We start from the raw sequence: 12,468 nt of genomic DNA on the forward strand, positions 1-12,468 counted from the left end.
CGGTCCGAAACCCCGTGGAAAGCATGTCGAGATGACCGGCCCGCAACAGGCCCTTCTGGCGCTGATCGAGCGCATGCATGCACCCGGTGTACACTGGGGCATGGCGCGGATCGGCGAAGAGACGGAGCTCACCGCTTCGGAGGCGGCCTCCGTCGCCCGGGCGGTGCCTGCCCGCAGGCAGGAGTTCGCCGCAGGGCGCCTTGCCGTCCGCCGCGCCCGCGCGGGCCTCGGCCTGCCGTCTGACGATCTTGCCGAAGGCTTGCCCGCCGGACCTGACCGGCTGCCGGTCTGGCCTGACGGGATGACCGGCTCCATCAGTCACGCCGCCGGGCTTGCGGTGGCCGCGGTCGCCCGCCCGCCGGTGCGTCTGGGCATCGACCTGGAAGAGGACAAACCGCTGGACCCCGAGCTGGTGGAGGAGATCTGCCTGCCTGCCGAAGGGGCCATGCCGCCGATCCGGGTGTTCTCTGCCAAGGAGGCGATCTTCAAGGCGGAGTATCCCCGCACCCGCGTGCTGCACGGTTTCCACGGCATCGAGGTCGACCTTGCCCAAAGCCGCGCCCGCTACACCGATCATCCGGAGGTCGCCGCAATTCCGCCCGAATCGCGGCGGCCCCTACCCATCCTTCAGGCGGTCGGTGGCGGGCTGATCCTGTCGCTTTGCCGGACCGGGGCCTAGCATGGCATCACCAATGTGTGTCCAATCCCGACAGGATCGCTGCATTCACCCTATCCTGCGGAAATTGCGGCGAAACTGTGGCGGTGTTTCGCGATCCGGCGACGCTCTGTTTCCGGGAAACCGACCATCGGGTCGTGGCTTAAATATGGCAAATCGCCTAGATTGCGGCCAGAAGAGGGCGCGTTTCGGTCGCAATCGGTCAATTGCGTTGGCCAGATCGGGGCAGCCCTCTCCGCATCGGGGGCCAACTTTGCGGGAGCATGTGACATGAACCAGTTCCAGTCCGTCGGAGAAATCTTCGCCGCCCTGCGCCGCCGTGCGTGGGTGATCATCGGCATCTTCCTCGTCGGGTGCGTGATCTCGGTCGACTATGCCCTGGTGCAGCAGAAGGTCTACGAGGCGACCGCCGTGGTCCAGATCGAGGACGCCCGCGTCTCCAGCACCGCCGCGGCCACCGTGTCCGACGCCAACGAGGCCTCGCGCCGGCTGCAGCTGATCGAGCAACGGCTGATGTCGCGCGACAACCTCATGACCCTGATGGACAAGTACGACCTGTTTTCCGACGATCCGGAGCGCAACGACGGCGAGCGCATCTACATGATGCGGCAGGCGGCGCGGATCACCCCGATCACCAATCCCGCCCCGACCTTCACCGCCGCCGCGCAGGCGCCGTCGGGTCTGATGATTTCCGTCATGCTGCCCGACCCGGACAAGGCCGCGACCGTGGCGAACGACCTGATGAACAAGGTGATCACCGAATCCCGCGACCGCTCGGCCCGGCAGGCGAGCGAGACGCTGGCCTTCTACGAGACCGAGGAAGCCCGCGTGAACGCGGAGATCGTCGCGCTGGAAAACCGCATCGCGGAGTACAAGCAGGCCAATTCCGCGCAGCTTCCCGCCGGTGTGGCGGCGCTGCGCACCCAGCTGACCACGCTGCGCGAGACGGAGCTGGACCTGGCGCAGGAGATCATCACCATCCAGTCCGACACCGCCCGCAAGCGGCCCGAGGAACTGGCCCGGCAGGTCGCCCAGCTTGAGGATCAGCGCGCGCTGGTCGCCGCCCGCGCGACCGAGATCGAGGGCCAGATCGCATCGGCCCCCGAGGTGGAGCGCCAGCTCAGCCAGCTCGAACGCGAGATGGACCGCCTGAAGGACCAGTACAGCGTCATCACCCGCGGCAAGGCCGAGGCCGAGATGGGCCAGGCGTTGCAGGACCGTCAGGCCGGTGGCCGCTACGAGGTGCTGGAAACCGCGCTGGTGCCGGAGAACCCGATGACCTCCAGCCGCAAGAAGATCGCCGGTATCGGCGCCTTCGCGAGCCTTCTGGCCGGTCTGATGGTGGCGCTCGGGCTCGAAGTGATGAACCCCGCGATCCGCAGCCAGCAGCAGATGGAGCGCCTTCTGGGCATCCAGCCGGTGGTGGCGATCCCGGTGATCAGCAACCGCCGCGACCGGACCTGGGGCGGGCTGAAGTTCCTGGCGCGGGCGCTGGGAATCCTTGCGCTGGTGGGCGGCGTGACCGCCTGGCTGGCGAAGACCTCCGGCCTGGGCGCGCTGTTCGGCAGCGGTACGCCGCGCCGCGCCGTCCGCGGCTGATCCACGACCAATCGGAACACGTGTCCCGTTCTGGTGGGGATCGGACGGGAACGGGACCGCGGCGGGCCGGTGGGGCCTCGCCGCGGTTGCCTGTTGGACTGTTTATTCGGGAGTCTGTCTGAGCGAGAGGGTCGGTGACCGGCCCGAAGGCGCCGCTCAGTAGGCGTAGCGGCCCACGTCCACGCCTTCGGCCTTGTTCAGGATCATGCCCAGAAGCGGCGTTTCGGTGCCGAGACGGCGTTCCACTTCCTTGATCTCGCGCTCTGTCGTCAGGCCGCCGCCGACCACCAGCAGCACGCCGTCGAACAGCGGCTGGAAGGCGATGACGTCGTCGAAGGACAGCGCGGGCGGCAGGTCAAACAGCATCACGTCGGGGCGCAGTTCCTCTTCGATCCGTTCGAGCGTGGAGCGGGTGCGCGGGTCCTGCAGCAGTTCGGAGGCATAGGGCTCCGTCACCGTGTTCAGGCCGAAGGCGATGTTGTGCCCGGCGTTGAAGTCGTTTTCGCCCAGCCGGATCAGGTGATCCTCCGGCGCGATCCTGCCGCGCAGCATGTCGCCGATGGGGCCGGGGCTGTCGACACCCAGCACGCGGTGCAGGTTCGGGCGGCGCATGTCGAAGTCCATCACCAGCGTGCGGGTGTTTTCCTGCCGGGACAGCGAGATGGCGAGGTTGGCGACGGTGAAGGTCTTGCCGCAGCCCTTGCCGGGCGAGGTGACGGCGACCCGTTTCCAGCCGCGTTCGGCCAGCGTGTGCATCAGCCGGGTCCGCAGCACGTCGAAGGTGGCATGAGCCGGGTCGAGCCGGTCCGCGGTGACGACCCGGTTGTGGTTGAGCTGGCCCAGCTCGAACCGCGCCACGGGCAGGTCGAGCCATGCCGTATCGGGCTGCGGGCGTCTGGCCTCCGGACGGGGCGCCGGGGCGGGTGCCGGGGCGGGTCCGGGGGCCGGGGCCGGATGGCTGCGCTGCTCCGGCGTGAGCGAAAGCGGCGGCATGGCCGGGACGGGCCGCGCGGGCGGGGTGTCCGCCTGTGCCTCGTCGGTGTCTGTGTCGTCTTCTTCGGTCGCGGCTGCGCGGCGGGCCTCTTCGGCCAGACGTGCCTCTTCGGCGCGCCGCAGCTTTGCAGCCTGCCGCGCTTCCGCGAGCTTCCGGCGCCGTTCCTCGGCTTCCGCCTCCGCACGTTCCAGTTCTTCTGCCTGACGGCGGGCTTCGGCTTCCGCCTCGGCGCGGGCGTGTTCCTCGGCCTGACGCTGCGCTTCGGCTGCCGCGTCGGTACGGGCGTGTTCCTCGGCCTGGCGCTGCGCTTCGGCTGCCGCGTCGGTACGGGCGTGTTCCTCGGCCTGGCGCTGCGCTTCGGCTTCCGCATCGGCGCTGGCCTGATTATCGGCCTGGAGCCGGGCGTCCGCCTCTGCCTGTTCCTCTGCCCTGCGGCGGGCTTCGGCGGCGGCGAGGCGGGCGGCCTCGCGGGCGCGGGCGAGGCGGCTGGCTTCGGGGTCTGCCGGGCGCTGGGCCCCTTCCTCGCGGGCGCGGCGGGCCAGACGTTCCTCCCGCGTTTCCAGCGGGGGAACCGGGGCCATGTCCTTCGAGGTGTCCTCCTGCACGGAGGGCTCTCCGGGTGTCAGGGGCTTGCGCTTGCGGCGAAACTTGCGGCTGTCCATCATGTTCATGCCTTGTGCCCTCGGGCTCCTGCCCATCCGGCGCAGGCGGCGCGCGCGCCGGTTGATATCTCTGCGCCCCTCGGACGGGCGCAAATGCTCAGACCCGTTAGACCAGTTGAATCTGGCCATAATATGGTGATCCGAAGGGATTGTTTACCAAGCGGCACCATCACACCACCGTCAGAAGCCGAACAGCCCGGCCTCGCCGATGGCCCGGTCGATGAAACGCGCGCGGTCTGCCTCGGGTTGCCAGCCCAGCCGTGCCTTCGGCTTGGCGTTGTCGAAGGGCGAGAAATGCGCCCGGCTTTTCCAGTCGGCCAGCGAGGGACGGACCACGCCCTTGCGGCGCAGCGCGTGCTTCTTCAGCAGGTATTTCACCGCGTCCGAGGCGTAGAAGGCCGTCAGGTTGCCCGAGGACACACGGATGCGCGCGCCGAGCCGGTCGTTGATCGCGTCGAAGTAGTCGCGCGCGGTCAGCATCGGTTCGCCCGTCAGGTTGAAGCTTTCGCCCACCACCGGCGCGTCGATCATGGCGATCAGCCCGTCGGCGATGTCGTCGTTCAGCACGAAGGGCAGGGTGTTGGTGCCCGGGCCCCAGATGCGCGCCGCCCCCGCGCCGTGCCAGCGGGCGATGCCCCAGTGCTGGAGCGGACCGCCGGGGCCGACGACGATGCCGGGGCGGGCGATGACCAGAGGCAGGCCGCGCTCCTTGTGGAGCTTCATGAGCTGGCGTTCGCATTCGGCCTTGGACCGGGCGTACATGTTGCGGTCGGTCATGTCGGCGGGGAAGGGCGTGACCTCCGTGATGGTCCGTGTCGGGTCGGACATGTCGTAGGAGGCGATGGTGCCGGTGTAGATCAGCCGCTTCACGCCGGCCTTTTCGCAGGCCATGCCGATGCGGGTGGCGACGCCGACATCGTGGATCAGCGCGTCGGACCATGTCCCTTCGAGCGAGCGGGCGAGGTTGAAGACCACCTCGATGCCCTGCATCGCCTCTGTCAGCGCGTCGAGGTCGTAGAGGCTGACGCCCACCGTCTCGACGCTGTTGGGCAGGTCTGGGAAGGGGCCGCTTTTGCCGCGGGACAGGACGCGCACGTCATAGCCGTTGTCGACGAGGCGGCGGGTCAGCGCGCGCCCGATGAAGCCGGTGCCGCCGATGACCATGGCGGTGGGCTGCGGCCTGCGGGAGGCGACGGGCGGCGTCGCCACCTGCTTGGCCGCGTCGGGCAGCAGCGTGATGGCGTCGTCGATGGCCTGCATGACGGCCACGGCGCTGTCGGCGGAGAAGGACGGGTCCTGCCTGCCCTGCGCCATGGCGCCGTAGATCGCGGCGTCCATGCCCCGGAAGCTTTGCGCGTAGGGGTTCTTCGTGTTGAGCGACCGGCCCTGCGTCCAGGCGTTGCGCAGGCCGTTCTTCAGGTGCTGGCCGGAGAGGTCGAGCTGCCGGCGGAGCGGGTTCATCACGAGGTCGGCGGCGTTTTCCCGTTCGACGGTCAGCACGTCGGAGGCGTAGTCGAGCCGCGCCCGGGCGGAGGAGCCGCGCAGCGTGACGGAGCGGTCATCCACGGTCTCGACCATGGCGATCTGGAAGAGCAGGTTGACGTGGCCCGCGCGGGCGAGAATGCGGAAGGACTGCGGGCGCGGATCGTCGCCCGGGAGCATCACGGGGTGCCCTGCCTCCGCATGGGTGACGGTCACCGGGCCGAAGAGGTCGTGGGCGAAGGCAAAGAGGTGCGGCCCCAGTTCGAGGAGCAGGTTCTCCGGCTTCCTCAACAGCCACAGGTTGTACGGGCCGGAGCGCAGCGGGGCGAGCGGCAGGGCCCATGTGATCTCGGCGGTGTGAATCCGGCCGTAATCCCCTGCCTGCATCGCGTCTTTCAACCTGCGGTAAGACGGCAGCCCGAGGAAGTTGTGACCGGGTGCAAAGAAACGGCCCGCCGCCTGCGCGGCTTCGGCGATTCGCCGGGTCGCGGCGCTTGATTCGGCAACAGGCTTTTCCACAAGCACATGAAGTCCCGCAGAGAGACATTCTGTCGCAATGGGCTCGTGCAGGTTGGGCGGGGTGAGGACGTGGACCGCCTCGCAAACGCGCGCTTCGATCATTTTCTGCACAGTTGTGAATACTTGCGCGCCATGTTGTTGCGCGAGGGCCTGCGCGGCCGATTCGCGGGGGTCGCAGACGGCGGCGATCCGCACCCCCGGCGTCGCCTTCAGGGCGTCCGCGTGCCAGTCTGCGATGTATCCGGCGCCGATCAGGCCGATGGGAATGGTTTTCGACATTTACTTGTACTCGATGATGCGCATGTCCGACCGCCGCACGCGTCGCGTGTGGAACCGGGCCATGCCGATGAGGTTTGGAATCTTGGACAGGGTGAGCAGGAGGCTGTGCCGCCAGGCCTGTGCGGCGGGCAGCCCGTCGCGGATCAGCCCCTGAGCCGTCCGCACGTAGTTCAGCGCATAGATGGCGAGGACCGCGGCGGACAGCCAGAGGGTGGTCAGCAGCCCGGCGAGGAACAGCAGCGGCAGCGCCAGGCCGTAGACCAGCACACGGCGGCGTTCGCGGACGAAGTATTCGGGATGCAGGTGGCCGACCTGCGCAAATCCGTGGCCGGTGCGCACCGCCCGGGTCCACCACTGGCCGAAGCGGGTCATGGCGGCGTCGTGGCGCGTCATCTCGTGCGGGATGCGGTGCAGCGTCCAGCCCGCCTTGCGGAAGCGCACGCAGACCTCGTCGTCCTCGGCGGCGATCACGTCGGGGTTCATGCCGTCCACGTCGCGCCAGAGCTGCGCCCGCACCATCATGTCGCCGCCGCAGGCCGCGATCTCGCCCGCGGGACGGCGCCATTCCCAGTCGCAGAGCTGGTTGTAGAGCGTGGCGTCGCGGTGGATCTCCGACCGCCAGCCGGTGACCATGCCCGTGCCGGGGTTCAGGTCGAGGAAGGCGCGCGCGGCGTCGAGGTAGCCGGGCACCAGCGCGCAGTCGCCGTCGATGAACTGCACGTATTCCGGCGCGTCGAGCGCGTCGAACCCGGCGTTGCGGGCGCGGGCGGCGGTGAAGGGGCGGGTCATGTCGAGGTTGACGACCTTTGCACCGGCGCGTTCGGCGGCGGCCACGCTGTCGTCGGTCGACCCGGAATCGACATAGACGATCTGCCGCGCCTGCCCGGCGACGGAGGCCAGCGCGGCCTTCAGCCGGTCCCCTTCGTTGCGGCCGATCAGGACGACATCGACGGGGGTCATGGGCGCGGCTCCGGACGTTTCGGCGGCTTCTTGTCTTCCGCATAGGCGGTGAAGAGGGTGGAGAGGCGCGCGGCCTCCTGCGCCACGTCGAAGTCGGCGGCGACCTTCGCGGCGCCCTTTGCCCCCATGGCGCGGCGGCGGTCGGGGTCGTCCAGCAGCGTGGCGATGGCGGCGGCCAGCGCATCGGGATCGCCCGGCGGCACCAAGAGCCCGGTCTCGCCGTTTTCCACCAGTTCCGGCACGCCCGCGATCTGCGTGGTGACGACCGGCACGCCGGAGGCCAGCGCCTCCATCAGCACCACGGGCACGCCCTCGGCAAAGCTGGGCAGGGTGAAGATGTCGGCCCCGGCCAGTGCCTCTGCCACCTCTGCCTGGCTGCGGTAGCCGAGGAAGGTGACGCAGGTGTGCAGGTCGAGCTGGCGGGCCAGTGCGTCGATGCCCACCCGTTCCGGCCCGTCGCCGATCAGCGTGAGCCTGAGATTGGGGTACTTCGGCTTCAGTTCGGCCATGGCCTGCAGCAGCACCGGCACGCCCTTCACCGCCGCCATGCGCCCGGTGAACAGCAGGCTTTCGCCGTCGTGCGGTGCGGCGGTGTAGCGGGCCGGGTCGACGCCGCAATGGATGACGTGGAAGCGGTCCCAGTGCATCTGGTCGGCAAAGCACATGAGCTGCGAGCGGGCGAAGTCGCTGATGCAGGCGACGAAACGCGCGCGCGCGGCCTTTTCGTCGATCCGCCAGTGGTGCGGTTCGAAGAAGATGTCCGGCCCGTGGATGGTAAAGCTGTAGGGGATGCCCGAGAGTTCGGACGCCAGCATCGCCACCGTGCAGGACGCCTTGGCGATGTGGTTGTGCAGGTGCGTTACGCCGTTGCGGGCCATGTGGTCGGCCAGCACGCCCGCCTCGGCGAAGTAGATCAGGTTGTAGAGCCGGCCTTTCAGCCCCTTGGGCGCGGTCTGCCATGCCAGCCGGAGCGTCCGCAGGTAGCGTTTCGGCCGGGCCATCCAGCGCAGGTGCGCGGACAGCAGGCGCGGCCCCTTGCAGGCGGCCAAGACCTTGAAGGTGCGCTTGTGCTCCTCGCGCTGTTCCGGGCCGACGAGGTGTTCGGCGCCGGTGGTGCGGATCGAGCAGGTCATGACCTCGTGCCCCAGCGCCCGCAGGCCCGCCACCTCGCGCTGGATGAAGGTGTCGGAAGCGCGGGGGTATTCGCCGGTCAGGTAGGCGAGTTTCGGCAGGGTCATGCGCTGCCCTCCCGCGTGGCGGTCATCAGATCCTCGAACCGGGGGCCCTTGCCGGGGAAGGCGCTCTGCAGCCGGTCCGTCGGATAGCGCAGCGGCATCATCCGGGCGCGCAGCACGGGTTCGCGGAAGAGCCCGGGCAGCTTGTGCGCAACGGGGCGCAGCAGGCGGACCATGGCGGACCAGAGGGTGTAGGGCACCGTCACGTTCAGCCGCGGCCAGCCGTGCACCTTGCGGTGCGCCTTCAGGAAGCGCGCGCGGGTCGGGCGGTCGTGGTCGAAGACGTTCAGCACGCCCGGTCCGGGGGTCGGGGTGCGGGCCGCTTCTACCGCGATGCGGGCGACGTGGTCGACATGGGCCAGCGGCAGCTCGCCCTCCGACCCGATGGTGACGAAGAGCTTCGACGCCCAGAAACCCTGGAGGGCGTGCCATGACCGGCCCGGTCCCCAGATCGCGCCGGGCCGCAGGATCCAGTCGTCGTCGAGCGCGTCGTCGAAGAGGAACATCGCCTCCTGCAGGCGTTTCGCCCCGGCATAGGGATCGCGCGCACCGCGCAGGGTGGCGTCGGGCAGGGGGATCAGCGCGCTCGATTCCCTCAGCGCGTCACACGGGTGCAGCCGGTCGGTGTCGTAGACCGCGAGGGAGGAGATCAGCACAAGGCGCGGCGCCTTGGCCGTCCATGCGGCATGGACCGCGCGGTTGGCCTGCAGCGTGTCGCGGGCCAGCGCCTGCGCATCGTCGCCAAGGTGGGCTGCGGCATGGATCAGGGCGCTGTCTTCGGTGAGCGCCCCGGTCAGCCGGTCGGCGGCCTCCGGCGCAGTGAGGTCCAGTTGCAGGGTCGCGATGCCCGCGTCGTCGGCCCAGCCGGGCAGGGGCGCGCCGCGGGTGACAGCGAGCACGGGCAGGTCGTGGCGCCGAGCCTCGGCCACGCAGGCGCGCCCGAGGAAACCGCTGGCGCCGGTGACGACGATGCGCGGACCGGGCGCTGCGGGCGCGAGGCGGGCCTCGTCCTCGCCCGGGCGGGCGGAGGCGCTGTCCTTTGCCGCTTTGCCTTGCTCCGGTGTCACTTCGGTTGCCTGCCTTTCCGGTTGGGCTTGTGTCTGTGTGCGGTCCGGTTTCTCGTCGCCGGACCGTTCCTGCGGTTTCATTCCGCCGTGCTGAAGCTCCGGTCTCACTTCGCCTTCTTGATGCTCCGGTTTCACTTTGCCTTCTTGATGCTCCGGTCTCACTTTGCCCATGGCATCGGCTCCATCGGCGCGCAGGTCGTCGTCATGCGTTGCGCGCCCGTCGTCTCGCCCGCGTTCTGGATCGCCAGCGTGACCTCCGTCAGGTGCAGGGCCATGTCGTTCGACAGGCGGCAGGGGCGCCCCTCGCGCAGCGCCTCCAGCACCTCGGCGGGTCCGAGCGCAAAGTTCATCGCGGCCGCCCCCCAGCGCGCCACCTTCGGATGGGTCGGCTGCTTCAGCCGGATGCGGCGCTTCACCGGCGATTCCATCAGGCGACGCCGGATAGTGAGACGCCGGGCAAAGCGCACCTTCGCGGCATTGTCCCACGCGGCGTCGCAGGACAACACCCCCTTGTCCCCCACGATGCGGATCGAATGGTCGTGCGGCGCGACGATGGAACAGGTCAGCCGCGTCACCGGCCCGTTCTCGAAATAGAGCACCGCCACCGACAGGTCCGGCGCCGAAGGGCCATGGCCGCCCTTGTCGGGGATCGTCTCGGCCGAGGCCGCGACCAGCGTGCGCACCGGCCCGAACCACGAGATCAGCCAGGTCAGGTAATAGCCCGCGTGTTCCAGTGTGCAGCCGACGCGGAACTCGTCCTCCGCGGGCCAGGGCGCACCTGATTCCGACAGCCATTTGTCGTAGGCCGCCTGCGGGATGAAGCCGTCGTCGAGCTCCGCGTAGATCGCGCGCGGTGTCCCGGCCACGCCGTCGCGCAGCGCACGGCCCAGAGTCTGCGCCGCCTCGCCCAGCGCCGAACAGGGGGCGGAGGCCAGCGGCAGCCCCTTCTCTGCCGCCAGCGCGTGCAGGGCCTTCGCGTCCTCCAACGTCATGGCCAGCGGCTTTTCGGAATAGACCGGGTGCCCGGCGTCGAGGCAGGCGCGCGAGGTCTCGAAATGCGCGCCGGGATTGGTGAGGTTCAGCACCAGTGCGCCGGGCGCCATGTCCAGCAGCGCCTCGAACGACTCAGCGGCAGGCAGGGACCAGTGCGCGCAGAAGGCCCGCAGCCGGCCCGCGTCGATGTCGTAGACCCCGGCGACCTCGATCCCCGGGAACGTGGCGAGCGACCGCGCGTAAAGGTCGGCCACGAACCCGCAGCCGAGCAACAGAACCCTGTCCGTCATGCCGCCACCCTTGCGGCGCCACGCACCCCGATTGTCCAATGTTCCGCAACCACCAGCGGACCCCCTTAACCATTGACCCTTCGCTTGCAGCCAAACATGGCCATAAGACGGCATCCGCGCGTCAAACCCGCTGCGCTGCGGCGGCGCAGCATCATTCGCACGTTTTTTGCGGCCCATGTTGCAGTTTCGGCACGGCATGTGCCGCCGATCCGGGCTATGGATCACGCGGGGACAAAGAGGCTGTCATGGAATTCCGGATCGAGGACCTTCCCATCCGCGTCAACGTGCCGACGTGGGCCGTGCTCGAAGCGCGGGTGCGGGAGAGATTCGCACAAAGACGCGGGTTCGCGCTCGCCACGATCAACCTGGACCACCTGGTGAAGCTGCGCGCCTCGCCCGAGTTCCGTGTGACCTATGCCGCGCAGGACTTCGTGGTGGCCGACGGCAACCCGATCGTCTGGATGTCGAAGCTGGCCGGGCGCCCGGTATCACTGATCCCGGGGTCCGAGGCGATCCTGCCGCTGGCACGCATCGCCGCGCAGCAGGGCGTGCAGGTGGCGCTTTTCGGCGCGACCGACGCGGTGCTGAAGGCCGCGAAGGAATACCTCGAACGCGAGGTGCGCGACCTCACCGTGGCCTGCTGCATCGCTCCGCGCATGGGCTTCGACCCAAAGGGCGAGCTGGCGGAGGCCTACCTGGCCGAGATCGCAGACTCCGGCGCGCGGCTGTGCTTCGTGGCGCTGGGCGCGCCGAAGCAGGAGACCTTCGCCGCCTTCGGACGCACCCGGGCGCCGGAGGTGGGCTTCGCCTCCATCGGCGCCGGGCTCGACTTCTTCGCAGGCACCCAGAACCGCGCCCCGGCGCTGGTGCGCCGGTTCTCGATGGAATGGCTCTGGCGGGCGGCTTCGAACCCGCGCCGCCTTGGCCCGCGCTACCTGAAATGCCTGGCCATCCTGCCCGTCGAGGCGGCAAAGGCCCTGGCCATGCGCCTGCGCGCCCGCAACGGCTGACCCGCCTCCTTCATCTTGGCCCAAATACCTTGGAGGGGGTCCGGGGGAGGCAACGCCTCTCCCGGCGGGTCGGGCCGCCGCAGGCGGGCCGAAACACTTATGCGTCCGTGGTACCGCCGGAAATCACCCGCGCCGGGTTGCCGGCCACCGTCGCACCGGCGGGCACGTCGCGGGTCACCACCGCGTTGGCGCCGATCACCGCGTGGTCGCCCACGGTCAGGGGACCCAGCAGCTTGGCACCGGCGCCCACGTCCACGTGACCGCCCAGCACCACCGGCCCGGCCAGGGTCACCTGGTGGAAGATCATGCAGTTCACGCCGATGCGCGCCCTCGGGTGCACGATGATGCCAGTGGGATGGGTCAAGCGCAGGCCGCCGCCGATCTCGGTCGTCAGGTGCAGTTCGGACTGGGTCATCAGCGACCAGAACCAGTGGTTCGCCACCCAGTATTTCGACACCAGCCGGCCAAAGGCGCCACGTCCGCGCCAGTGCTGATAGCGGCGCACCGCCCGGATCAGCTTCTTGCCCGGCTCCCAGAAGGTGTCGATCCGCTCGCGCGACCAGTCGGGCACGTCGGCTGAAATCCGTGTGTCCTGCTGCATTCCGTCCCGGGGCCTTCGATCTGCCACACTCCTGCCCTGAAATGGGTTATCCTGCTTTCAAACGCAACAGAGGACCGCAGAGGCCCGTCGCATTACAGTGT

Annotated in this window: 10 protein-coding genes; 3 read left to right on the plus strand and 7 right to left on the minus strand. The window is 69.3% G+C overall.

The features are described from left to right. Positions 1-31: 31 nt before the first annotated feature. Both QNI11_RS21995 and QNI11_RS22000 read left to right on the plus strand, forming a co-directional pair. Positions 32-679 (plus strand): 4'-phosphopantetheinyl transferase, encoded by a 648-nt coding sequence (locus tag QNI11_RS21995; protein WP_283981780.1) that lies wholly within the window; start codon positions 32-34, stop codon positions 677-679. A 267-nt stretch (positions 680-946) separates the two neighbouring features. Then, the gene (locus QNI11_RS22000) at positions 947-2,275 is read left to right on the plus strand and encodes a Wzz/FepE/Etk N-terminal domain-containing protein (RefSeq protein ID WP_283981781.1); all 1,329 of its coding nucleotides are present in this window, start codon (positions 947-949) and stop codon (positions 2,273-2,275) included. Between the two features lie 156 nt (positions 2,276-2,431). Here QNI11_RS22000 and QNI11_RS22005 read toward each other — a convergent pair whose 3' ends face one another. The 6 genes from QNI11_RS22005 to QNI11_RS22030 all read right to left on the minus strand — a co-directional run bounded on the left by QNI11_RS22005 (position 2,432) and on the right by QNI11_RS22030 (position 10,756). Further along, entirely contained in the window at positions 2,432-3,940 is a 1,509-nt protein-coding gene (locus QNI11_RS22005; RefSeq protein ID WP_283981782.1) for a CpsD/CapB family tyrosine-protein kinase, read from the minus strand. A 171-nt stretch (positions 3,941-4,111) separates the two neighbouring features. Continuing rightward, positions 4,112-6,211, minus strand: a complete 2,100-nt coding sequence (locus QNI11_RS22010) for an NAD-dependent epimerase/dehydratase family protein (RefSeq protein ID WP_283981783.1) — start codon at positions 6,209-6,211, stop codon at positions 4,112-4,114. Next, on the minus strand, positions 6,212-7,171 hold the full coding sequence (locus tag QNI11_RS22015) for a glycosyltransferase family 2 protein (RefSeq protein WP_283981784.1): 960 nt from the start codon (positions 7,169-7,171) through the stop codon (positions 6,212-6,214). Next, positions 7,168-8,409, minus strand: a complete 1,242-nt coding sequence (locus tag QNI11_RS22020) for a glycosyltransferase (RefSeq protein ID WP_283981785.1) — start codon at positions 8,407-8,409, stop codon at positions 7,168-7,170. The genes QNI11_RS22015 and QNI11_RS22020 overlap by 4 nt, the downstream gene beginning before the upstream one ends. Beyond that, positions 8,406-9,554 (minus strand): NAD(P)-dependent oxidoreductase, encoded by a 1,149-nt coding sequence (locus QNI11_RS22025; RefSeq protein ID WP_283981786.1) that lies wholly within the window; start codon positions 9,552-9,554, stop codon positions 8,406-8,408. The genes QNI11_RS22020 and QNI11_RS22025 overlap by 4 nt, the downstream gene beginning before the upstream one ends. 77 nt (positions 9,555-9,631) lie before the next feature. Continuing rightward, the gene (locus tag QNI11_RS22030; RefSeq protein WP_283981787.1) at positions 9,632-10,756 is read right to left on the minus strand and encodes a Gfo/Idh/MocA family protein; all 1,125 of its coding nucleotides are present in this window, start codon (positions 10,754-10,756) and stop codon (positions 9,632-9,634) included. Between the two features lie 245 nt (positions 10,757-11,001). Here QNI11_RS22030 and QNI11_RS22035 point away from each other — a divergent pair, with 245 nt between their 5' ends. Further along, positions 11,002-11,766, plus strand: coding sequence for a WecB/TagA/CpsF family glycosyltransferase (locus QNI11_RS22035; protein ID WP_100928800.1), 765 nt, complete (start codon positions 11,002-11,004; stop codon positions 11,764-11,766). A 97-nt stretch (positions 11,767-11,863) separates the two neighbouring features. Here the strand turns inward: QNI11_RS22035 and QNI11_RS22040 are convergent, their stop codons facing one another. Continuing rightward, a complete protein-coding gene (locus QNI11_RS22040; protein WP_100928801.1) occupies positions 11,864-12,367 on the minus strand; it encodes a serine O-acetyltransferase in 504 nt (167 codons plus the stop codon). Positions 12,368-12,468 lie beyond the last annotated feature (101 nt).

This window comes from Sagittula sp. MA-2 (genome assembly GCF_030126985.1).
Lineage (GTDB): Bacteria > Pseudomonadota > Alphaproteobacteria > Rhodobacterales > Rhodobacteraceae > Sagittula.